Here is a 20,761-nt window from a genome sequence, read left to right as displayed (position 1 = left end):
ATGCGCGAACCTGTTCGCGCGCCGGGCTATTGCTATTGCATAAGGATATCGATGTACAAGTCGTTTCTCGGGGTGGCGTTGTCCGTCCTGTTCTTCCCGGTCCAGCCGGCCTTCGCCGATGCGCCCATCGTGATCAAGTTCTCCCACGTCGTCGCCGACGACACCCCGAAGGGCCGCGGCGCACTGCTGTTCAAGAAGCTGGTGGAGGAGCGCCTGGCCGGCGAGGTGAAGGTCGAGGTATTCCCCAACTCCACACTGTTCGGCGATGCCGACGAGTTGCAGGCGCTCAGGGACGGCAAGGTGCAGATGCTGGCGCCGTCGCTGTCGAAGTTCGAGGGCTACACTCGGCAACTGGAGGTTTTCGACCTGCCGTTCCTGTTCGATGACCTGGAGGCGGTGAAGCGCTTCCAGAAGCGCAGCATGAGCCGCGAGCTGCTGCATTCGATGGCCACGTCCGGCATCTATGGCCTGGCCTACTGGAACAACGGCATGAAGCAGCTTTCCGCCACCCGCGAGCTGCGCGCCCCGGCGGACGCCAAGGGGCTGAGCTTCCGCATCCAGCCGTCGTCGGTGATCGATGCGCAATTCGGCCTGCTCGACGCCAAGGCGGTGAAACTGCCCTTCGCCGAGACTCTCAAGGCGCTGCAGGACGGCAAGGTACAGGGCACCGAGAACACCTGGTCGAACATCGGCAGCCAGAAGCTCGACAGCGCCCAGCCGTTCATCACCGAGACCAACCACGGCGTGCTCAGCTACATGCTGATCAGCAACCAGAAGTTCTGGAACAGCATGCCGTACCCGGTGCGCACCCAACTGGAAAGCATCATCGAAGAAGTCACCGTCGAGGTGAACAAGGACGCCGAGGCGCTGAACCAGAAGGAGCGCGAGCAGGTGCTTGCCAACGGCAAGGCGCGCATCGTCGCCCTGACCCCGGCTGAGCGCGACGCCTGGCGCGCCGCCATGCAGCCGCTGTGGAAGCAGTTCGAGGGTGAGATCGGCAGCGATGTGCTACGCGCCGCCCAGGTGGTGAACCGCAAGCACTGATCCAGAGCAGGCTTGTGGCGATCTACCCGGATAGCCACAAGCCTTGCGGGTGTTTCTCCGCGTGCCAATACGGGAAAATAGCTTCGTTCCCGAGAAAGGAGTGGACGATGACCGCCAGCGAAGAGAAGTTCACCCGCCAGGCCCTGGTGGAGGTGCAGACGCTTACCCCTAGCCTGTTCACCCTGCGCACCACCCGCGACAGCGGCTACCGCTTCCGCGCCGGGCAATTCGCCCGCCTGGGCGTGTACAAGCCCAGCGGCAGCATCGTCTGGCGCGCCTACTCGATGGTCTCGGCGCCTCACGACGAGTTCCTCGAGTTCTTCTCCATCGTCGTTCCCGGCGGTGAGTTCACCAGCGAGCTCAGCCGCCTGCGCGTCGGCGACCAGTTGCTGGTGGATCGCCAGGCCTTCGGCTTCCTCACCCTCGACCGCTTCCCCGATGGCCGCGATCTCTGGCTGCTGGCCACCGGCACCGGCCTTGCGCCGTTCCTGTCGATCCTGCAGGACTTCGAGGTGTGGGAACGCTTCGAGACCATCAAGCTGGTCTACAGCGCCCGCGAGGAGAAGGAGCTGGCCTACCGCGACCTGATCGCCAGCTTCGGCGCGATGGAGCATCTGGCCGAACATATCCACAAGCTGCAGTTCATCCCGGTGGTCACCCGCGAACAGGTGCCCGGTTGCCTGAGCGCGCGGATCACCACGCTGATCGAGAACGGCGAGCTGGAACGCGCCGCCGGTCTGGAACTCAGCCCGGAACATTCGCGGGTGATGCTCTGCGGCAACCCGCAGATGATCGAGGACACCCGTGCCGTGCTGAAGGCCCGCGGCATGAGCCTGGCACTGACGCGCAAGCCCGGCCAGATCGCCGTGGAAAACTATTGGTAAGGTCGGCTCGATAGATTTTGAAAAGATTGTCCCCTTAGGGCAGCGAGGCTTTGCCCTTAGGATGGGCGTCCGTTTCCCTTTTTTCGGACCTCATGGACAGTCAAAGTACGACGCCGACCCCGATGCCTACCCCGGTAGAGCCGGCGGTCGGCGAACCTCCCCCGGCATCCGCGCTCGCGGATGATCCTTCCCAGCCTGCCCTGGCGCGCACCCAGCGAGGTCGTCCGGCATGGAATGGCTGATGGACCCCACGGCCTGGCTCGGCCTGCTCACCCTGATCCTGCTCGAGCTGGTGCTCGGCATCGACAACCTGGTCTTCATCGCGATCCTCGCGGACAAGCTGCCGCCGCACCTGCGCGACCGCGCGCGGCTGATCGGCCTGTCGCTGGCGCTGCTGATGCGCCTGGGCTTGCTGGCGAGCATCTCCTGGCTGGTCACGCTCACCGAGCCGTTGATCGAAGTGCTGGGCAAGACCTTCTCCGGCCGCGACCTGATCATGCTGTTCGGCGGTCTGTTCCTGCTGTTCAAGGCGACGCTGGAGTTGCATGAGCGCCTGGAAGGCCGCGTGCACACTTCCAACGGCAAGCGCACCTACGCCGCCTTCTGGCCGGTGGTCGCGCAGATCGTGGTGCTGGACGCGGTGTTCTCCCTCGATGCAGTGATCACCGCCGTGGGCATGGTCGAGCAGTTGGAAGTGATGATGATCGCGGTCATCTTCTCCATAGGCCTGATGATGATCGCCAGCAAGCCGCTGACCCGCTTCGTCAACGCACACCCCACGGTGATCATGTTGTGCCTGGGCTTCCTGTTGATGATCGGTTTCAGCCTGACTGCCGAGGGCCTGGGCTTCCACATCCCGAAAGGCTACCTGTACGCCGCCATCGGCTTCAGCCTGCTGATCGAGATGGCCAACCAGCTGGTGCGCTGGAAGCGCCAGAAGAGCCAGCGCGGGCAGCGCGGCCTGCGCCAGCGGACCGCCCACGCCGTGCTGCGCCTGATGGGCGGCAAGGTCGACGCCGACGAGGTGGGCGAGGACATCGCCGACCTGGTGGGCCCGGAGGAGGGCGGCGACGCGCCGTTCGACCGCCGCGAGCGGGTGATGATCAGCGGTGTGCTGGGCCTGGCCGAGCGTCCGGTGAAGGCCGTGATGATCGACCGCCAGCGGGTGCACGGTATCGACCTGGCCGACGACCCGGATGCCGTGCGCCGCGCGCTGCTGGAGTCGCCTTACTCGCGCCTGCTGGTGATCCGCGAAGGCAACATCGACGAGCCGCTGGGCTATGTGCACAAGAAGGAGCTGTTCTCCGTCCTGCTGCAGGGGCGCGAGCTGGACATCCTGCCGCTGCTGCGCGAGCCGCTGAGCCTGCCGGACAGCAGCACGGTGCTGGGCGCCCTGGAGCTGATGCGCGAGGCCTCGACCCACCTGGCCTTCGTGGTCAACGAGTTCGGCGGCTTCGAGGGCATGCTGAGCATGACCGATATCCTCGAGGCGATCGCCGGCGAGCTGCCGGATGCCAGCGAAGTGTCTGGCACGGACATCGAGCCGGACGCGCAGGGGTATCGGGTGGACGGCGCGGTGACGATGGCGGCGTTGGCCGCGCGGGTGGGCTTCCGCGCTCGCTCGACCGCGGAGTACCAGACCCTGGGCGGCCTGGTGCTCAAGCACCTGGGCCGCTTGCCGGCCAAGGGGGACACGCTGGAGCTGGCCGGCTGGCGCCTGGAGGTGACGGACGTCAGCGAGCGGCGGATCGGCCGCGTGCGGCTCACCCCGCCGCTGTGACGGGGTGAGTCGGGGGCTCAGGGAGCGCGGTTGCGCTGCTCCTTGAGCAGGTCCCGGATTTCGCTCAGCAGTTCCTGATCCTTGGTCGGCGCGGCCGGCGCGGCTTCTTCCTCGCGCTTGAAGCGGTTGATGGCCTTCACACCCATGAAGATCGCGAAGGCGACGATGATGAAGTCCAGGCAGGTCTGAATGAACTTGCCGTAGGCCAGGACCACGGCGGGCACGTCGCCTTCGGCAGCCTTGAGCGTGATCGCCAGGTCGGAGAAGTCGACGCCACCGATCAGCAGACCGATAGGGGGCATGATCACGTCGCCGACGAAGGACGAGACGATCTTGCCGAACGCGGCACCGATGATGATACCGACGGCCATGTCGACCACGTTGCCCTTGACGGCGAAAGCCTTGAACTCGCTAAGCAGACTCATGCAGGAACTCCTTGTAACTGAGGGGGACAGGTGGGCAGTTTAGCGGCCCGCCGCGGTCCGATCACCCCGAATCGTTCAATGACCGGCGGTGCTGGGCGCTTTTGCCGGGTGGGCTAGGCTTAACGGGCAACCCATCCACTGACGGAGGTCCGCCATGCCACTCGAGCATCATCCCTTGTCCCGAGAGTTTCCCGACCAGAAGGCACTGATGACCCGGTTGCACGGGAAAGACGCCACCTTCACCCGCCTGGCCTCCAGCTATGAGGAGCTGGACAGGAAAATCTACGACATCGAGGACGGCCGCCAGGCGATGGATGACCTCGCCCTCAACTCCCTCAAACTGCAACGCGTGACACTGAAGGACGAGATCGCCGACCTGCTCAGGCGATCTTCCTGAGCTTGATTGATGTCAAGGGTGTGGGTCGGAGCGAGGCGTAGGCTCCCGTCATCCATTTCCAACCGGTGCCACCGCCATGCGTAAAGCCATTTCGTCCTCTGGCAAGTCCGTCACCAAGTCCGCCAAACGCAACGTCGAAGCCCTCCGCGCTCAGGAGCGCCTGGTCCGCCTGAAGCTGCAGTACGAGCTGCTGGACCAGCGCATCGGTCGGGTGGAAGAGGGCGTCGAGCGTCCCGACTGCACCCTGGCGTCGCTGCTCATGCGTCGCGAAAGCCTCAAGTACGATATGGAGTGCCAATATCGCCGCCTGGCGGGCTGAGGACCTGCTTACGGTCTGCTTCGCGTCGGCACAACTGCGTTGAGGTCGGTTTCGGGCTGCGCGCAAACTCCGCTCCCTCAACCGGCTGATTCGCTGCGCTCGCCCTTCGGACCAGCCTGAAGGTTGTTACTCCCGTTGGCCGTTGCGCCAGGTTCTGCTCTGGCTTGCCGGATCGTAAACAGGTCCTGAAGCGCGTGGCCCGATTGGCTATGATGCGGACTTTGTCTTCGACGGAGTCCGCTCATGGCCAAGGCCAAGCGCATGTACGGCTGCACCGAGTGCGGCGCCACCTACCCCAAATGGGCCGGCCAATGCCCTGATTGCGGCGCCTGGAACACCCTGGTCGAGACCGTCATCGACACCACCCCCACCGGCGGCTCGGGCAGCAGCTCTTCCGGGCGCGGCGGCTGGGCCGGCCAGCAGGCCAACATCAAGACCCTCGCCGAAGTCAGCGTCGAAGAGATGCCGCGCTTCACCACCGCCTCGGCGGAGTTGGACCGCGTGCTCGGCGGCGGTCTGGTCGACGGCTCGGTGGTGCTGATCGGCGGCGACCCCGGCATCGGCAAGTCCACCATCCTCCTGCAGACCCTCTGCAACATCGCCGCGCGCCTTCCCGCGCTCTATGTCACCGGTGAAGAATCACAGCAGCAGGTCGCCATGCGCGCCCGCCGCCTGGGCCTGCCGGAAGACAAGCTCAAGGTCATGACCGAGACCTGCATCGAAAGCATCATCGCCACCGCGCGCCAGGAGCAGCCGAAAGTGATGGTGATCGACTCGATCCAGACCATTTTCACCGAACAACTGCAATCGGCCCCCGGCGGCGTCGCCCAGGTGCGCGAGAGCGCGGCCCTGCTGGTGCGTTTCGCCAAACAGAGCGGCACGTCGATCTTCCTGGTCGGCCATGTCACCAAGGAAGGCGCGCTGGCCGGCCCGCGCGTGCTGGAGCACATGGTCGACACCGTGCTGTATTTCGAGGGCGAGTCCGATGGCCGCCTGCGCTTGCTGCGGGCGGTGAAGAACCGTTTCGGCGCGGTGAACGAACTGGGCGTGTTCGCCATGACCGACCGGGGGCTGAAGGAAGTCTCCAATCCTTCGGCGATCTTCCTCACCCGCGCCCAGGAATCGGTGCCGGGGAGCGTGGTCATGGCCACCTGGGAAGGCTCGCGGCCGATGCTGGTGGAGGTGCAGGCGCTGGTGGATACCAGCCACCTGGCCAACCCCCGTCGCGTCACCCTGGGCCTGGACCAGAACCGACTGGCCATGCTGCTGGCGGTGCTGCACCGCCACGGCGGCATCCCGACCTACGACCAGGACGTGTTTCTCAACGTGGTGGGCGGGGTGAAGGTGCTGGAAACCGCCTCGGACCTGGCGCTGATGGCGGCGGTGATGTCCAGCCTGCGCAACCGGCCGCTGGATCATCAGTTGCTGGTGTTCGGCGAGGTGGGGCTGTCCGGCGAGGTGCGTCCGGTGCCCAGTGGCCAGGAGCGCCTGAAGGAAGCGGCCAAGCACGGCTTCAAGCGCGCCATCGTACCCAAGGGCAATGCGCCGAAGGAGGCGCCGGCCGGCTTGCAGGTGATCGCGGTGACGCGCCTGGAGCAGGCGTTGGATGCCTTGTTCGAATAGCGGCTTTCTGTAGGAGCGAGCTTGCTCGCGAACTCTCACCGGCGGCTCCGGTGTCAGACGGTTCGCGAGCAATAACGATGGCGTCCCCCTCGCTCCTACAAGGTTGGATCAATGCTCGCTGAGCAGCGTCAGCTCCCGCTCCAGCAGTGATTCGTCACCCAGGTTGAGCTCCACCAGCCGCCGCAGGTGGCTGATGGACTCCAGGTCGATGTGCCGGCAGGCGAAGCCCAGCAGGCCCTCGCGCTCCCAGGCCAGGTCGGCTTCCATGTAGACGTTGGCGTCGAAACCCAGGTAGATGCGCACGTGCACCGGCTCGCCGGCCACCACGTTCCAGTGTTCGGGGCGCTCCACCAGTACGCCCTGCAGTGACAGGTCGAGCAGCGTCACCTTCCAGCGCTGGTCGCCCTGGCTGATTTCCGTGCCGGCATCGAAGGCGATGCGCTGGAAGCGCCGGCGCTCGGCGTGATCGTCGCTCATGTCCTGACTCTCCGGCCAATCGGGTTCGCCTCACTATAGACAAGCGGCGCAGGCTTCGTCGGACGGTTATCGCTCGGACGGAAACCGTAGGCCTTTCGTCTGTCCGGCACGGCTGGTGGCGGTTTGACAGGGCGCCGGCTCTAGCCAAAGCTCCTTGGGCACGAACCAACACCCACTGCGGAGCGCAGAATATGGACAAGAAACTCCTGAGCAAGGGCCTGATCCTTGGTGTTTTGAGCGCCACCAGCCTGTTGGCGCAAGCCGACGAAGCCGGCGGCAAGGGATGCGGCTGGGGCAACATGGTGTTCGAGGGGCAGCGCGGCCTGCTGCCGCACCTGCTGGCCACCACCACCAACGGCACGTCGGGCAACGCCACCTTCGGTCTGACCTCGGGTACCAACGGCTGTGACTCCAATGTGCGCATCGGCTACGGCGGCCGCTCGATCTTCGCCATGAACGGCATGCTCGACAACATCGCCGAGGACATGGCCAAGGGCCACGGAGAGGCGCTGGATGCCTACGCCGTCCTGCTGGGCATCCCGAGCGAGGACCGCGCGCACTTCGCCCAGGTGACCCAGCAGCACTTCGGCGAGATATTCGCCACCCAGGACAGCACCGGCGAGCAGGTGCTGAACAATACCCTGGCGGTGATGAGCCGCGATCAGGTGCTGTCGCGCTACGCCAAGCAGCCAGTCTGATCCCCCGCGCCCCCGAAAAGCCCGCTGCAGATGCGGGTTTTTCTTTTGCATCGTCCGGCTGGTCGATTTTGAGCTCAGGCAATAAGCACGTAACCGCTCTAGACTAAGGTCGTATGAATGGGTCGTGGGAAAAGATTAGAATTTTTCTGCGAATTCTCGCCTTCAAACTGTCGGAAGCCTCGCTATGAACAATAACAACAACCTGCTGCGTCACCTCGCATGGCTGGTGGTGGCGATAGTCGGTGCCTTTGCCTTAGGAGTCGTGGCGTTGCGCCGCGGCGAAGCCATCAACGCATTGTGGATCGTCGTCGCAGCGGTCGCCATTTACCTGGTCGCCTACCGCTACTACAGCCTGTTCATCGCCACCAAGGTGATGCAACTGGATCCCAACCGAGCGACCCCCGCGGTCCTCAACAACGACGGCCTGGACTACGTCCCGACCAACAAGCACATCCTCTTCGGTCACCACTTCGCCGCCATCGCCGGCGCCGGCCCGCTGGTCGGTCCCGTGCTCGCGGCGCAGATGGGCTACCTGCCCGGCACGCTCTGGCTGATCGCCGGCGTGGTGCTGGCCGGTGCCGTTCAGGACTTCATGGTCCTGTTCATCTCCAGCCGCCGCAATGGGCGCTCGCTGGGTGAACTGGTGCGCGAGGAAATGGGGCAGGTGGCGGGGACCATCGCCCTGTTCGGCGCGTTCCTGATCATGATCATCATCCTCGCGGTACTCGCCCTGATCGTGGTGAAAGCCCTGGCCGAAAGCCCGTGGGGCATGTTCACCGTGCTGGCGACCATCCCGATCGCGATCCTCATGGGCGTGTACATGCGCTACATCCGCCCGGGCCGCATCGGCGAGATTTCCGTGGTCGGCGTGGCGCTGCTGCTGGGCTCCATCTGGTTGGGCGGGCAGGTCGCCGCCAGCCCGGAATGGGCGCCGGTCTTCACCTTCCACGGCGTGCAGATCGTCTGGATGCTGATCGGCTACGGCGCCGTCGCCTCGGTGCTGCCGGTGTGGCTGCTGCTGGCGCCGCGTGACTATCTGTCGACCTTCCTCAAGATCGGCACCATCGTCGCCCTGGCCATCGGCATTCTGATCGTCATGCCGGAGCTGAAGATGCCGGCCCTGACCCAGTTCACCGACGGCACCGGCCCGGTGTGGAAGGGCAGCCTGTTCCCGTTCCTGTTCATCACCATCGCCTGTGGCGCCGTGTCCGGCTTCCACGCGCTGATCTCCTCCGGCACCACGCCGAAGCTGCTCAACCGCGAGCCCGACGCCCGCTACATCGGCTACGGCGGCATGCTGATGGAGTCCTTCGTGGCGATCATGGCGATGGTCGCCGCCTCGGTGATCGAGCCGGGCATCTACTTCGCCATGAACAGCCCGCCGGCCGTGGTCGGTACCGACGTCAACGCGGTGGCCGCCACCGTCAGCAGTTGGGGCTTCATGATTTCCCCCGAGGTGCTGACCCAGACCGCCAAGGATATCGGCGAAACCACCATCCTGGCCCGTGCCGGCGGTGCGCCGACCCTCGCCGTGGGTATCGCGCACATCCTTCACCAGGTGCTGCCGGGTGAGAATACGATGGCCTTCTGGTATCACTTCGCGATCCTCTTCGAGGCGCTGTTCATCCTCACCGCGGTGGACGCCGGTACCCGTGCCGGTCGCTTCATGCTGCAGGACCTGCTGGGCAACTTCGTCCCGGCACTGAGGAAGACCGACTCCTGGGGCGCCAACATCGTCGGCACCGGCGGTTGTGTCGCGCTGTGGGGCTGGCTGCTGTACCAGGGCGTGGTCGATCCGCTGGGTGGGATCAACACGCTGTGGCCGCTGTTCGGCATCTCCAACCAGATGCTCGCCGGTATCGCGCTGATGCTCGCCACCGTCGTGCTGATCAAGATGAAGCGTCAGCAGTACGTCTGGGTGACCGCGCTGCCGGCCGCCTGGCTGCTGATCTGCACCACCGCGGCGGGGCTGATCAAGGTCTTCGACAGCAACCCGGCCGTGGGCTTCGTCGCCCTGGGCAAGAAGTACAGCGCCGCGCTCGATGCCGGGCAAGTGCTGGCGCCGGCCAAGGATATCGGCCAGGTGCAGGCGGTGATGATGAACGCCTACATCAACGCCGGTCTCACCGTGCTGTTCCTGCTGGTGGTGTTCAGCGTGCTGGTGTACTCGATCAAGGTGGGCGCCAGCGCCTGGAGCAAGAAGGAGCGCACCGACAAGGAGGCGCCGTTCCAGCCGATCCCGGACGCCTGACGGAGGTAGATCATGTTCAACGACCTCAGCCGCATGGGTAAGTATCTCGGGCAGGCCGCACGCATGCTGGTCGGCATGCCCGATTACGACACCTACGTTCAGCATATGCAGAACAAGCACCCGGACAAGACTCCGATGACCTACGAGGAGTTCTTCCGCGAGCGCCAGGAGGCTCGCTACGGTGGTGGCAAGGGGAGGCCGATCCGCTGCTGCTGATGCGATGAAACTGGCTGCGTGGCCGATGCTGCGTTGCCAGTGGCCGGAAAAATGCTCATCTACTGAAGTAGACTCCGCTTTTTCCGGCCACTGGCGCCTTGCCTCGCCTGCCTCGCCGACGTTTCATAAGTAGAGATGCGGGCCGCGAGCGATCGCGGTCCGTTTTCATTTCTGCCTGTTTTCTTTTCTGATTGCCTGGATGTTCCCATGACCGATTCCGCAAGCGCGCCGCAGATTCCGGTGACCGTCCTCACCGGCTTCCTCGGGGCCGGCAAGACCACCCTGCTCAAGCACATCCTCAAGGCCGAGCACGGTCTGAAGATCGCCGTGATCGAGAACGAGTTCAGCGAGACGCCGATCGACGCTCAATTGCTCGGCGACGACGCGGTTCAGGTGACGACGCTGTCCAACGGCTGCGTCTGCTGCACCATCAATAGCGACCTGGAGCGCACGCTCTACGTCCTGCTGGAGCGCCGCGACAATGGCGAGCTGGACTTCGACCGCGTGGTGATCGAGTGCACCGGCCTGGCCGATCCGGCCCCGGTGGCGCAGACCTTCTTCGTCGACGAGACCCTGCGCGAGCGCTACCTGCTCGACGGCATCATCACCCTGGTGGACGCCGCCAACGCCGAGCGCCACCTGCAGGAAGCCATCGCCCAGGCCCAGGTCGGCTTCGGCGACCGCATCCTGGTAAGCAAGAGCGACCTGGTGTCGCCTGCACAATACGAGGCGCTGGTCGAGCGCCTGCAGCGCATCAACCGCCGCGCCGAAATCCACGCCGTGAAGCACGGCGCCATCGAGCTGGAACGCCTGCTCGACGTGCGCGGCTTCAACCTCAACGCCGACCTCGGCCTGCGCCCGCTGCTGCGCCCCGTGCGCCCGGCGGCGGACACCACCGACCGCATCACCACCCTGGTGCTGCGCAGCGACAACCCCCTGGATATCGAACGCCTCAGCGAATTCATGGACGACCTGCTGCAATGGCACGGCAATTCGCTGCTGCGCTACAAGGGCGTGCTGAATATCGCCGACGAGGCGCGTCGCCTGGTGTTCCAGGGCGTGCTGCGGCTCTATGGCTTCGATTGGGACTCCGAGTGGAAGGGCGACGAGAAGCGCGAGAGCGTGATCGTCTTCATCGGTGACAACCTGCCGGAAGAGCAGATTCGACAGGGCTTCGAAGCCATCGCGGGCGAGCCTGCCGCCTGACCGAAACGCCCGGCCAGCGCCGGGCGTTTTTCTCTGCCGCTCTTTGTAGGAGCGAGCTTGCTCGCGAACAGTTGCTCCCGGCTAACGCCATAGTGCAATCACGCACCGACCGGTCCTCTTTCGCTGAGGCGTGGGGATGGGATTCGGTATCAACGGGGCGCCTCGGTTCGCGAGCAAGCTCGCTCCTACAGTAAATCTCAGCCGCCGATCAGGTGCTTGAGCGGGTGGTAATCCGCCTTCAGGTTCCCCGCCGCCCTGAGGATGGCCTGCTCGATGGCGTTGAGGTGCATGCAGGTCAGCTCGATGGCCGCCGCCTGGTTGCCCGCCTCGATGAACTCGATCAACCGCAGGTGCTCGTTGCCCCGGCAGGTTTCGTGGTGCTCGTCGTCCAGGGTGGTGGCGTAGAGCGAGGCGCGCTCGATCAGCTTGCGGAAGAAGTCCAGCAGCACCGGATTGTGCAGCGCCGCCGCGAGCTTGAGGTGAAACTCCCCGAGCAGGTGGACGAACTGCGCATGGTCGCGGCCGTGGGCCGCATCCTCCAGCGCCACGTGGTCGCGCAGGTCCTGGAAGATCGCGCTGTCGGCTCGGCGGCACAGTTCGCTGACGATGCCGATCTCGATCAGCCGCCGCGTTTCGAACAGCGAACGGATCTCCTCGTCGCTGGGGAGCGACACCCAGGCACCCTTGTTGAGCGCGCTGGAGACCAGCCCGTCCGCTTCCAGATGTTTCAGCGCCGCGCGCACCGAAGTGCGGCTGACCTTGAACAATTCCGCCAGCGCCGCCTCGCCCAGCTTCATGCCGGGGCGCAGGGTGCGCTTGCTGATGGCCTCGTAAACCCCTTGGTAGACGCGTTCCACCGTGGACTCGGGGTGTTTCTCCGTCATGACCGACTCCGCCTCTTGCTTGACCCAGGAAAGGATGCCGCAAACCGTCCGTGCAAAACCTGTTGCGGAAGAAAAATAAACTCGTTGGTCGATGTCCGTCGGGTCAGCAAACGCTCCACCGACGCGCCCCGCCTCAACGAGGTCTCCACCTTGCTGGGGACGTCGGGTTGCGGCAAGACCGCGCTGCTGCGCAGCAGCGCCGGCGTCGAGAACGTCACCTCCGGCGACATCCTCATCGGCGGCGAGCAGGTCAACGACCTGCCGTCATATCGCCGCCGCATCAGCAGCGTGTTCCAGAGCTGCGCGCTGTCCCCGTACATGTCGGTGAGCAGTGCCATCGCCTATCCCAACGGCATCTGGTCCAGGCTCTAGGGCTGACGAGCCGCTTTCGCTTTTCTTCGGAGCGAGCTTGCTCGCGAACGGATTCTGCTCCGCCACCGGAGTCATGCAGCTCGCGAGCAAGCTCCTGCAACAAGATGCGCATTGGCACATCGATGGAGCACGAAAAACGCCCGGCAACTCATTGCCGCACTCCCTTTCACGCCGCCATGTCGGAAGTTTCTGCCTGCACCTGGTGGAGGCGCCGCATTGGAACCACTTCCCCTATTCGTCAGCCTTGTTCGTTTCCTCGGGACGAGAAGGCAACCATGTCGAACGGGTTGAGCAGTGAGGTGCGCTGGCACGAACAGAAGGTCACGACGCAGATGCGCGCCGAGGTCATGCAGCAGCGCGGAGCATGCATCTGGTTCACGGGCCTGTCGGGAGCCGGCAAGTCGACGCTTGCCAATGCGCTGGACGTGGCGCTGTATGCGGCCGGCAGGAAGACTTATCTGCTCGATGGCGACAACGTGCGCCACGGGCTCTGCCGTGATCTGGGCATGGCAGAGGCGGACCGGGCGGAAAATATCCGGCGCGCAGGCGAAGTGGCGAAACTCATGGTGGACGCCGGCCTGATCGTGCTCTGCGCCTTCATCTCGCCGTACCGGCGCGACCGCGAGCGACTGCGGGCGCAGTTCCAGCCGGGGCAGTTCGTCGAAGTCCATGTTTCCACGCCACTCGATCTCTGCGAGCAGCGTGATCCCAAGGGGCTGTACAGCAAGGCGCGACAGGGGCTGATCAGCGATTTCACCGGCATCGATTCCCCCTATGAAGTGCCGCCTGCGCCGGAGTTCGTCGTTGATACCAGCCTGGAGCCGCTGGACCTGTCCATTCGACGATTGCTCGGCGCCTGCGCGTACTGAGGCGCCCGTTGGCGCACGCTGGAGCGTAATGCGCAGGAGCGCGAGCAGGCGTCGGCGGAAAGGAACATCGAACGACCACTGAACCGTCGCCCAGCCAGAGCCGCCTGAAGCTGCCAAACGCCGCGTAAACGGCTAGGCTAGGGCGGTTCCCTCATCGACGGATACCGCCATGAGCCAGTCGCTCGACACCCTCTCCGATTTCGAACCCCTGAGTGCCGTGGATGCCCGCGTTCTCGGGTGCCTGATCGAAAAGCAGCTCACCACCCCCGAAGCCTACCCGCTGACCCTTAACGCCCTGGTTACCGCGTGCAACCAGAAGACCAGCCGCGACCCGGTGATGAACCTCACCCCCGGCCAGGTCGGCCAGTCCCTGCGCCATCTGGAAGGGCGCGAGATGACCCGCCTGGTCATGGGCAGCCGCGCCGACCGCTGGGAGCAGCGCTTGGACAAGGCGCTGGAACTGGTCAAGCCGCAGGTCATCCTGCTCGGCCTGCTGTTCCTGCGCGGCCCACAGACTCTCAACGAGCTGCTCACCCGTAGCCAGCGCATGCACGACTTCGACGACACCGAGGAAGTCCGCCACCAGCTCGAACGCCTCGCCGGACGTGGCATGGCCGTGCAACTGGAGCGCCTGAGCGGCCAGCGCGAAGACCGCTACATGCACCTGCTGGGTACCGAGGAAGACCGCGAGGCCGCCATCGCCGCCAGCGGCAGCCGCGCCTCCAGCGAGCGCAGTGACGGCGGCGGGCACGACGAGTCCCGCCTGGTCGAGCTGGAGGCTCGCATCGCCGCCCTGGAGGAGCGTCTTGCCCTGCTGGAACTGGGTGTCTCGCGGGATTGAGTCAGGTCTTTTCCACTGGCCGGTCGACTTTGGTCGGCCAGCCATCCGACTAATCAAGCGTTAACATTCGGCGTCGATAGTCACAGCTTTACCCGCTATACCCGGAGTTCACCATGAGTCGTCGAAAACCCTCCCAGGCCCAGTTGACCGCCGTGCTCAGCCAGCTTTCGGAAATCGACTTCAAATCCGTGAACGAGCTCACCGGGCATCGCGAGAGCAATCTCCTCGCCATTCGCGCACTGTTCCGCCAGGGGCTGATCAAGGGGGTGCTGATCGATGATCCGTTCGGGGCCGAAGACGACGCGGGCCCCTTGCTCCACAGTGCGGAACGGCTGCGCCTGGCCCGGCGCCTGAAGGAGGCCGTTGTCGTTGTGGAGGCTCCGGAGGAGTTGGTGCGCTGGGGAGCCTTGCTGGTCTAGCGCCTGCTTCCCTGTCTGCATACCGTGGCTCGCTCATTTCGCGGAACGGGTCGACTACGTATTGAGTACGGTATTGGCCAAGCCTGTGGCTTCGTCCCTGCCGCAAGCTGGCGCTGTAACGAAAAAGCCCCTGAAGTTCGCTAGGAAAATCAGGGGCTTCTCGTCTTGCGTTTGGTGGAGCCGGGGGGATTTGAACCCCCGTCCGCCAGTTCTCCGCTGTCGGTTCTACATGCTTAGCCATCTCTACTGAGTTAACTCCGCGCCGCCCGAGTGGCAGGGTGCTTGGAGCGAGCTGTATGAGTTTTAGCCGTTACGTCTACAGCGAACTTGGCGGCGATCCTGTTCTATATGACAGACCTAATCGTCGGGTTTACAGGCATCCCCTAGGGTCTGCTAGCGGCACTTAGGCTGCTAGGGCGTAGTTGTCGTCGTTGGCAACTATAAAGTTGTGGCAGCTGATTTACGAGAACTGTCACCTACTCGGCATGCCCCTCGAGTTTTGTTACCGGCGTCGAATCCTAATCGGCCCCAAAACCTTTGAAGGTCGTGACCATTCTACGGTAAAGCCGCCCCGAGGTCCAACCAGGGCGGTGCAAACCATTGTCAGGTCAGGAATTTCAGTACGGCTTCGGCCACGGCTTCGGAGGAGGCGGGGTTCTGGCCGGTGATCAGTCCCCGGTCGACTTCGACGTGGCTCTGCCAGTCGGGGCCTTTGCTGTAGCGGGCGCCGTTGGCCTTGAGCATGTCCTGGACGAGGAACGGCACCACGTCGGTGAGGCCCACCGCTTCCTCCTCGTTGTTGCTGAAGCCGGTGACATGCCGGCCCTGCACCAGTGGACAGCCGTCCAGGCCGCGCGGATGGCGGAATACGGCGGGGGCGTGGCAGACGGCGGAAACGGGTTTGCCGCTGGAGTGGAAGGCTTCGATCAGCGCCACCGAGGTGCGGTCCTCGGCCAGGTCCCAGAGCGGGCCGTGACCGCCGGGATAGAAGAGGGCGTCGTAGTCGTCGGCCTGTACCTCGCTGAGCTTCACGGTGTTGGCCAGCGCGACCTGCGCATCGCTGTCCTGGCGGAAGCGGCGGGTGGCCGGGGTCTGCGCGTCCTCTGCGTCGCTCTTGGGGTCGAGCGGTGGCTGGCCGCCCTTGGGCGAGGCCAGGGTCAGGGTGGCGCCGGCATCCTTGAACACGTAGTAGGGAGCGGCGAACTCCTCGAGCCAGAAGCCGGTTTTTCTGCCGGTGCTGCCGAGCTGGTCGTGGGAGGTCAGGACTACCAGGATTTTCATGCTCACTCCTTCGGCGTATCTCGATGACAAGGGGCTGCCGCAGCATCGGCAGCCCAGACTGGTCAGTGTAGGCGGTACGCCGCAGGCGTCAGCGTGACAGGGTGATGCCCAGATAGGCGGCGTACAGCACGCCGTTCAGCAGCAGCACCCAGACCGGCAGTCCATCGCGCTGCGCATTGAGACGCAGCCAGAGCGTGGCGCCGAGGGTGATCAGTACGCCGGTGAGCACTTCGATGCGCGGTTGCCAGGGGGTGAGCAGGATGCCGATGGCGGGCAGCAGGGTGCCCTGGAACACCATCGCGCCGCTGATGTTGCCGAAGGCCAGGGTGTCCTTGCCGCGGCGGACCCAGAGGATGCTGTTGATCTTCTCCGGCAACTCGGTGGCAATCGGGATGATCAGCAGCGACAGCAGCAGGGCGGAGAGGCCCAGCAGGTGTGACAGTCCCTCCACTCCGTGGATGAAGCCCTTCGCTCCCAGCACCAGCAAGCCAAGGCCCAGCAGCAATTGCAGCAGGATGGTCGCCAGGTTGGTCGGCAGGCCGAGGCGCGACAGGTACATGTGGTGATCGGCTTCAGTGCCGTGGCCGTTCTCCACCAACTCCTGCGAGGCCCGCAGCGTAAGGGTGATGTAGGCGACATAGGTGAGGACCAGCAGCAGGCTCAGGCCGATGCGGAGGGGCAGGAACTGCGTCGGTACGAACATGGCGATGGCGGCGATGCTGAAGGCGATCAGGAAGAAATTCAGGTCGCGCTGCAGTCCGCTGCGCTCGGGGCGAACGCGGCCGGCCAGCCCGCGCGCTCGCCAGGCGAAGCAGGCCATCAGGCAGGTGGACAGGGTCGACAGCATCAGCGGCGCGCCGAGAATGGCGCCCACGCCGACTTCCTGGTTGAGGTTCACGTTCCGGGTGCCGGCAAACAGGGCCAGCAATGGGATCAGGGTTTCCGGAAGCGCAGTACCGATGGCGGCGAACAGTGAGCCGGTGGCGCCTTCGGAGATGCCCAGGCGTTCGCCGAAGTGTTCCAGCGCGTTGGTGAAGAGTTCGGCGGCGATCAGGATCACCAGCAGCATGCCGAGCAGTTCGAGGATGAAGGTCAGCATGCGCGAGGCTCCAGACGGATGGAGCGGGAGATGAGGCGGTGCGTCACGGTGAAGACTCCCGGCCGGTCCGATACCCATGACCACGCGCTCCCCGGCCGCTCGGAGGCTGCGTGGTCAAAGGTCTTGCCAGGCGGATCGCTGGCGACGCCATAGCCTTGTGGGCCAAGTGTGTTGACGTCGCCCCCGCTCGCATGAGCGGTCGGCTACTCCCCAATGACGATGCGCATTTTAGCCAATCAGGAGCTTAGCTCAACCCGCTGGGTCACCAGGTGTCGATCAGTGGACGCTTCTTGCCCTGGCGCGGAGCCGGGCGTGGCACTGAGGCGAGCCCGCGCAGCAGCCAGCGGCGGGTGTCGGCGGGGTCGATCACGTCGTCGATCTCCAGGTAGCTCGCCATGTTCAGGCCCTTGCCGTTGCGGTAGGCGGCGGCGACCAGCTTGTCGAACAGCGCCTTCCGCTCTTGCGGGTCCTCCAGCGCAGCCAGCTCCTTGGCGTAGCCGAGGCGGATCGCGCCTTCCAGGCCCATTGCGCCGAACTCGCCGCTGGGCCAGGCGACGGTGAACAGCGCAGCGTGGAAGCTGCCGGCAGCCATTGCCTGCGCACCCAGGCCGTAGCCTTTGCGCAGCACCACGGTGAAGAAGGGCACGGTCAGGCTGGCGGCGGTGACGAACATGCGCGAGACGTGGCGTACGGTGCCGGTCTTCTCTGCCTCCGGGCCGACCATGAAGCCGGGGGTGTCGCACAGGGAGATGATCGGCAGGTCGAAGGCGTCGCACAGCTGCATGAAGCGCGCGGCCTTGTCGCCGGCCTCGGCATCGATGGCGCCGCCCAGGTGCATGGGGTTGTTGGCGAGCAGGCCGAAGGGCTTGCCTTCGATGCGCACCAGCGCGGTGATCATGCCGGCGGCGAAGTGCCGGCGCAGTTCCAGCGTCGAGTCGCTGTCGGCCAGTTGTTCGATGACCTGGCGGATGTCGTAGACGCGCAGGCGGTTCTCCGGCACCGCGTGGCGCAGCCGGCGCTGGTCGGCGCATTGCCAGTCGGCGCTGTCGCCCTGGAAGTAGGCGAGGTACTGGCGGGCGATGCGGGTGGCTTCGGCCTCGTCCTCCACCAGCACGTCGATCACGCCGTTGGCGCTCTGCACGTCGCTGGGGCCGACTTCCTCGGGGGCGAACCTGCCCAGGCCGCCGCCCTCGATCATCGCCGGGCCTGCCATGCCCAGGCTGGTATCGCGGGTGGCGATGATCACGTCGCAGCAGCCCAGCAGGGCGGCATTGCCGGCGAAGCAACGGCCGGAGACCACGCCCACCAGCGGCACCAGCCCGGAGAGCCGCGCCAGGCCGACGAAGCTCATGTTGTCGAGCCCGGCCACGCCGACGAAATCGGTGTCGCCCGGCCGCCCGCCGCCCCCTTCCGCGTAGAGCACCAGCGGGATGCGCCATTGCTCGGCCAGGTGCAGCATGCGGTCGGTCTTCTTGTGGTTCATCACGCCCTGGGTGCCGGCGAACACCGTGTAGTCGTAGGCCAGCACCAGGCAGCGGGCCTTCTCGTCGCCGAACTGCGCGGCGTTGATGCTGCCCAGGCCGCTGACCAGGCCGTCGGCAGGACTGCTGGCGATCAGTTCCTCGACGCTGCGGCGACGGCGCTGGGCGGCGATGGCCAGGGCGCCGTACTCGATGAAGCTGCCGTCATCGAGCAGATCGGCGAGGTTCTCGCGGGTGGTGCGCTTGCCGATCCTGTGGCGCTTGGCGACGGCCTCCGGGCGGCGCTCGTCGAGGCCGATGGCATGGCGTTCAAGGACTTCGGCGAGGTCGGCGCGGATGGCGTCGAGGTCGATGGCGGCAGCGCTTTCATGGTCCTGCGCTTCGACATCCGCCGGTTCGACGAACAGCAGCGGGTCGCCCTCGCCGAGGCTGTCGCCGGGCGTGGCGGCGAGACTGTGGACGATGCCACTGGCGCTGGCCTTCACTTCGAACTCCATCTTCATCGCTTCGATCACGGCGATGGTCTGGCCCTGGGCGACCGCGTCGTCGGGGATGACGTTCAGGCTGACCAGCACACCAGCGCTGGGCGTTCCCAGCGCAATGCAACCGGCGGGCGCCTCGCTGGTGCGCTGGATTTCCGGCGCCGCGCCGGCATGTTTGAAGAAACGGTGCGGATGGGCATGTTCCTGCGCGCCGAGCAGCGTGGGCAGGTGTTCTTCGATGTAGCGCGTGGTGACCTGGTTGTCCGCCACTGCCGGCTGGCGCAGCAGGTTGAGCAGCAGCGGGATGTTGCTCGCCACACCCTCCAGGCGGAATTCGCAGAGGGCGCGGTAGGCGCGCTGCACCAGTTGTGGATAACCGCCGTTGCCGTGGACGATCAGCTTGGCCAGCAGCGAGTCGTAGCCGGCGCTGTTGCGGTAGCCGGCGTAGCCGTAGCCGTCCACGCGCAGGCCGGGGCCGCTGGGCGGTTCGTAGGCGCTGAGGGTGCCGCAGGCGAGGTGGGGCGTGCCGTCGCTGGCGAGGTTTTCCAGGTTGATCCGCAGTTGCAGGGCGTGGCCGCGCGGCGCGGGGATCTCCGCCTGGGTCAGGTTCAGTTCGGCGAGGCTGGCGCCAGCGGCGATGCGCAGTTGCGCCTGGACCAGGTCGATGCCGGTCACCGCTTCGGTGACGGTGTGTTCCACCTGCAGGCGTGGGTTGGCTTCCATGAACACGAAGTCACCGCTGTCCTCGTCCAGCAGGAACTCGAAAGTGCCCAGACCGCGATAGTCCACGGCTTCGGCCAGGCGCACGGCGGCGGCGAGGATGGCGCCGCGCAGGCGCGGGTGCAGGTTGGGGCTGGGGGCGATTTCCAGCAGCTTCTGGTTGCGCCGCTGCAGGGTGCAGTCGCGCTCCCAGAGGTGACTGACGCTGCGGCCGTCGCCGATCACCTGCACTTCGATATGGCGGGAGCGCTGGATCAGGCGCTCCACGTAGAGCCGATCATCGCCGAAGGCCGCGCGGGCCTCGGCCTGGCAGCGCGCGTAGGCGTCGGCAATTTCCTCGGGGCTGCGTACTGCGCGCATGCCGCGTCCACCGCCGCCGGCCAGGGCCTTGATCATCATGCCGGACCCGCCGGGCAGTTCGCGGAAGAAGCGCTCGGCGTCCTCCAGCGCAGTGGCGCGGTTGCTGCCCGCGGCCAATGCCACGCCGTGCGCGCTGGCCAGGTCGCGGGCGCGGGCCTTGTCGCCGAAGCACGCGAGCACGTCCGCCGAGGGGCCGACGAAGGTCAGGCCGGCCGCTTCGCAGCGGCGGGCGAAGTCGGCGTTTTCGGAGAGGAAGCCATAGCCCGGATGTATCGCGTCGCAGCCGTGCGCCAGGGCGATCTCGATGATCTGCTGCTGGTCGAGATAGGCGCTGGCGCCACGCCCTTTCAGGGCCGCGGCCTGGTCGACCTGGCGCGTGTGCAGCGAGGCGGCGTCGTCCTCGGCGAAGATCGCCAGCGTCTGGATACCCAGCTCGGCGGCGGCACGGGCAATGCGGATGGCAATCTCGCCACGGTTGGCGATGAGCAGGTGCGTCAGGGGCATGGCGATTCCGGTTGTGATTATTGTCGATCGGCAATCGCTACATCTTAGGGAGGTGGTCGGGCGGAGGAATGAACTGCTTTCTCGCGAATGGCGAGAGCTTCGTGGGGCTTATCGGTGCAGGAAACCCGC

General features: G+C 65.5%; 21 protein-coding genes, 1 other RNA gene and 1 riboswitch. Of the genes, 15 read left to right on the top strand and 7 right to left on the bottom strand.

Annotated elements, in window-relative coordinates; all coding sequences use genetic code 11:
* Nucleotides 1-51 precede the first annotated feature (51 nt).
* The 3 genes from H681_RS21400 to H681_RS21390 all read left to right on the top strand — a co-directional run bounded on the left by H681_RS21400 (nucleotide 52) and on the right by H681_RS21390 (nucleotide 3,708).
* A complete protein-coding gene (locus H681_RS21400; RefSeq protein WP_015478980.1) occupies nucleotides 52-1,044 on the top strand; it encodes a TRAP transporter substrate-binding protein in 993 nt (330 codons plus the stop codon).
* Nucleotides 1,045-1,151: 107 nt separating this feature from the next.
* Nucleotides 1,152-1,928 (top strand): ferredoxin--NADP reductase, encoded by a 777-nt coding sequence (locus tag H681_RS21395; protein WP_015478979.1) that lies wholly within the window; start codon nucleotides 1,152-1,154, stop codon nucleotides 1,926-1,928.
* A gap of 229 nt (nucleotides 1,929-2,157) precedes the next feature.
* A complete protein-coding gene (locus H681_RS21390) occupies nucleotides 2,158-3,708 on the top strand; it encodes a TerC family protein (RefSeq protein WP_015478978.1) in 1,551 nt (516 codons plus the stop codon).
* A gap of 17 nt (nucleotides 3,709-3,725) precedes the next feature.
* On the opposite strand, the gene mscL is transcribed toward H681_RS21390, so the two are convergent.
* A complete protein-coding gene (mscL, locus tag H681_RS21385) occupies nucleotides 3,726-4,133 on the bottom strand; it encodes a large-conductance mechanosensitive channel protein MscL (RefSeq protein ID WP_015478977.1) in 408 nt (135 codons plus the stop codon).
* A gap of 154 nt (nucleotides 4,134-4,287) precedes the next feature.
* Between mscL and H681_RS21380 the strand changes: the two genes are divergently transcribed.
* The 3 genes from H681_RS21380 (at nucleotide 4,288) to radA (ending at nucleotide 6,472) form a co-directional block, all read left to right on the top strand.
* Nucleotides 4,288-4,530: a YdcH family protein gene (locus H681_RS21380; RefSeq protein WP_015478976.1), complete on the top strand. Its 243-nt coding sequence runs from the start codon at nucleotides 4,288-4,290 to the stop codon at nucleotides 4,528-4,530.
* A gap of 76 nt (nucleotides 4,531-4,606) precedes the next feature.
* Complete coding sequence (locus H681_RS21375; RefSeq protein ID WP_015478975.1) at nucleotides 4,607-4,849, top strand: hypothetical protein; 243 nt, start codon at nucleotides 4,607-4,609, stop codon at nucleotides 4,847-4,849.
* A gap of 243 nt (nucleotides 4,850-5,092) precedes the next feature.
* Nucleotides 5,093-6,472 carry a DNA repair protein RadA gene (radA, locus tag H681_RS21370; protein ID WP_015478974.1) on the top strand — a complete coding sequence of 460 codons (1,380 nt, stop codon included), beginning with the start codon at nucleotides 5,093-5,095 and terminating at the stop codon, nucleotides 6,470-6,472.
* Between the two features lie 108 nt (nucleotides 6,473-6,580).
* Here the strand turns inward: radA and H681_RS21365 are convergent, their stop codons facing one another.
* Complete coding sequence (locus tag H681_RS21365; RefSeq protein WP_015478973.1) at nucleotides 6,581-6,949, bottom strand: PilZ domain-containing protein; 369 nt, start codon at nucleotides 6,947-6,949, stop codon at nucleotides 6,581-6,583.
* 191 nt (nucleotides 6,950-7,140) lie between these two features.
* Here H681_RS21365 and H681_RS21360 point away from each other — a divergent pair, with 191 nt between their 5' ends.
* The 4 genes from H681_RS21360 to yjiA all read left to right on the top strand — a co-directional run bounded on the left by H681_RS21360 (nucleotide 7,141) and on the right by yjiA (nucleotide 11,320).
* A complete protein-coding gene (locus H681_RS21360; RefSeq protein ID WP_015478972.1) occupies nucleotides 7,141-7,647 on the top strand; it encodes a DUF3015 domain-containing protein in 507 nt (168 codons plus the stop codon).
* 184 nt (nucleotides 7,648-7,831) lie between these two features.
* The gene (locus tag H681_RS21355) at nucleotides 7,832-9,898 is read left to right on the top strand and encodes a carbon starvation CstA family protein (protein ID WP_015478971.1); all 2,067 of its coding nucleotides are present in this window, start codon (nucleotides 7,832-7,834) and stop codon (nucleotides 9,896-9,898) included.
* Nucleotides 9,899-9,910: 12 nt separating this feature from the next.
* Nucleotides 9,911-10,114 carry a YbdD/YjiX family protein gene (locus H681_RS21350; RefSeq protein WP_015478970.1) on the top strand — a complete coding sequence of 68 codons (204 nt, stop codon included), beginning with the start codon at nucleotides 9,911-9,913 and terminating at the stop codon, nucleotides 10,112-10,114.
* Between the two features lie 207 nt (nucleotides 10,115-10,321).
* Nucleotides 10,322-11,320, top strand: a complete 999-nt coding sequence (gene yjiA / locus H681_RS21345) for a GTPase (RefSeq protein WP_015478969.1) — start codon at nucleotides 10,322-10,324, stop codon at nucleotides 11,318-11,320.
* Between the two features lie 197 nt (nucleotides 11,321-11,517).
* Here yjiA and H681_RS21340 read toward each other — a convergent pair whose 3' ends face one another.
* Nucleotides 11,518-12,204, bottom strand: a complete 687-nt coding sequence (locus H681_RS21340; RefSeq protein ID WP_015478968.1) for a GntR family transcriptional regulator — start codon at nucleotides 12,202-12,204, stop codon at nucleotides 11,518-11,520.
* Between the two features lie 84 nt (nucleotides 12,205-12,288).
* Between H681_RS21340 and H681_RS21335 the strand changes: the two genes are divergently transcribed.
* The 5 genes from H681_RS21335 to H681_RS21320 all read left to right on the top strand — a co-directional run bounded on the left by H681_RS21335 (nucleotide 12,289) and on the right by H681_RS21320 (nucleotide 14,705).
* On the top strand, nucleotides 12,289-12,576 hold the full coding sequence (locus tag H681_RS21335; RefSeq protein ID WP_015478967.1) for an ATP-binding cassette domain-containing protein: 288 nt from the start codon (nucleotides 12,289-12,291) through the stop codon (nucleotides 12,574-12,576).
* A 37-nt stretch (nucleotides 12,577-12,613) separates the two neighbouring features.
* The gene (locus tag H681_RS26795; protein ID WP_157883349.1) at nucleotides 12,614-12,874 is read left to right on the top strand and encodes a hypothetical protein; all 261 of its coding nucleotides are present in this window, start codon (nucleotides 12,614-12,616) and stop codon (nucleotides 12,872-12,874) included.
* A complete protein-coding gene (gene cysC, locus H681_RS21330) occupies nucleotides 12,852-13,445 on the top strand; it encodes an adenylyl-sulfate kinase (protein ID WP_015478966.1) in 594 nt (197 codons plus the stop codon). The genes H681_RS26795 and cysC overlap by 23 nt, the downstream gene beginning before the upstream one ends.
* Nucleotides 13,446-13,614: 169 nt before the next feature.
* A complete protein-coding gene (locus H681_RS21325) occupies nucleotides 13,615-14,286 on the top strand; it encodes a YceH family protein (RefSeq protein ID WP_015478965.1) in 672 nt (223 codons plus the stop codon).
* A 113-nt stretch (nucleotides 14,287-14,399) separates the two neighbouring features.
* Nucleotides 14,400-14,705: a hypothetical protein gene (locus tag H681_RS21320; RefSeq protein ID WP_015478964.1), complete on the top strand. Its 306-nt coding sequence runs from the start codon at nucleotides 14,400-14,402 to the stop codon at nucleotides 14,703-14,705.
* 172 nt (nucleotides 14,706-14,877) lie between these two features.
* Here H681_RS21320 and ssrA read toward each other — a convergent pair.
* From ssrA to H681_RS21305, 4 genes are all read right to left on the bottom strand, one after another.
* Nucleotides 14,878-15,235: a transfer-messenger RNA gene (gene ssrA / locus H681_RS26100) on the bottom strand.
* Nucleotides 15,236-15,308: 73 nt separating this feature from the next.
* Entirely contained in the window at nucleotides 15,309-15,986 is a 678-nt protein-coding gene (locus tag H681_RS21315) for a type 1 glutamine amidotransferase domain-containing protein (protein WP_015478963.1), read from the bottom strand.
* Nucleotides 15,987-16,074: 88 nt separating this feature from the next.
* Nucleotides 16,075-17,085, bottom strand: a complete 1,011-nt coding sequence (locus tag H681_RS21310; protein ID WP_015478962.1) for a sodium:calcium antiporter — start codon at nucleotides 17,083-17,085, stop codon at nucleotides 16,075-16,077.
* 52 nt (nucleotides 17,086-17,137) lie between these two features.
* Nucleotides 17,138-17,309, bottom strand: a riboswitch (yybP-ykoY riboswitch).
* A gap of 38 nt (nucleotides 17,310-17,347) precedes the next feature.
* Nucleotides 17,348-20,632 (bottom strand): acetyl-CoA carboxylase family protein, encoded by a 3,285-nt coding sequence (locus H681_RS21305; RefSeq protein WP_015478961.1) that lies wholly within the window; start codon nucleotides 20,630-20,632, stop codon nucleotides 17,348-17,350.
* Nucleotides 20,633-20,761: the final 129 nt, after the last annotated feature.

Origin of the sequence: Pseudomonas sp. ATCC 13867 (genome assembly GCF_000349845.1) — a bacterium.
Classification (GTDB): Bacteria; Pseudomonadota; Gammaproteobacteria; order Pseudomonadales; family Pseudomonadaceae; genus Pseudomonas.
This window is presented reverse-complemented; position numbering and strand designations above follow the sequence as displayed.

Coding starts and splice junctions, on each gene's coding strand:
- H681_RS21400 (WP_015478980.1), top strand. CDS start 52: ATGTACAAGTCGTTTCTCGGGGTGGCGTTGTCCGTCCTGTTCTTCCCG.
- H681_RS21395 (WP_015478979.1), top strand. CDS start 1,152: ATGACCGCCAGCGAAGAGAAGTTCACCCGCCAGGCCCTGGTGGAGGTG.
- H681_RS21390 (WP_015478978.1), top strand. CDS start 2,158: ATGGAATGGCTGATGGACCCCACGGCCTGGCTCGGCCTGCTCACCCTG.
- mscL (WP_015478977.1), bottom strand. CDS start 4,133: ATGAGTCTGCTTAGCGAGTTCAAGGCTTTCGCCGTCAAGGGCAACGTG.
- H681_RS21380 (WP_015478976.1), top strand. CDS start 4,288: ATGCCACTCGAGCATCATCCCTTGTCCCGAGAGTTTCCCGACCAGAAG.
- H681_RS21375 (WP_015478975.1), top strand. CDS start 4,607: ATGCGTAAAGCCATTTCGTCCTCTGGCAAGTCCGTCACCAAGTCCGCC.
- radA (WP_015478974.1), top strand. CDS start 5,093: ATGGCCAAGGCCAAGCGCATGTACGGCTGCACCGAGTGCGGCGCCACC.
- H681_RS21365 (WP_015478973.1), bottom strand. CDS start 6,949: ATGAGCGACGATCACGCCGAGCGCCGGCGCTTCCAGCGCATCGCCTTC.
- H681_RS21360 (WP_015478972.1), top strand. CDS start 7,141: ATGGACAAGAAACTCCTGAGCAAGGGCCTGATCCTTGGTGTTTTGAGC.
- H681_RS21355 (WP_015478971.1), top strand. CDS start 7,832: ATGAACAATAACAACAACCTGCTGCGTCACCTCGCATGGCTGGTGGTG.
- H681_RS21350 (WP_015478970.1), top strand. CDS start 9,911: ATGTTCAACGACCTCAGCCGCATGGGTAAGTATCTCGGGCAGGCCGCA.
- yjiA (WP_015478969.1), top strand. CDS start 10,322: ATGACCGATTCCGCAAGCGCGCCGCAGATTCCGGTGACCGTCCTCACC.
- H681_RS21340 (WP_015478968.1), bottom strand. CDS start 12,204: ATGACGGAGAAACACCCCGAGTCCACGGTGGAACGCGTCTACCAAGGG.
- cysC (WP_015478966.1), top strand. CDS start 12,852: ATGTCGAACGGGTTGAGCAGTGAGGTGCGCTGGCACGAACAGAAGGTC.
- H681_RS21325 (WP_015478965.1), top strand. CDS start 13,615: ATGAGCCAGTCGCTCGACACCCTCTCCGATTTCGAACCCCTGAGTGCC.
- H681_RS21320 (WP_015478964.1), top strand. CDS start 14,400: ATGAGTCGTCGAAAACCCTCCCAGGCCCAGTTGACCGCCGTGCTCAGC.
- H681_RS21315 (WP_015478963.1), bottom strand. CDS start 15,986: ATGAAAATCCTGGTAGTCCTGACCTCCCACGACCAGCTCGGCAGCACC.
- H681_RS21310 (WP_015478962.1), bottom strand. CDS start 17,085: ATGCTGACCTTCATCCTCGAACTGCTCGGCATGCTGCTGGTGATCCTG.
- H681_RS21305 (WP_015478961.1), bottom strand. CDS start 20,632: ATGCCCCTGACGCACCTGCTCATCGCCAACCGTGGCGAGATTGCCATC.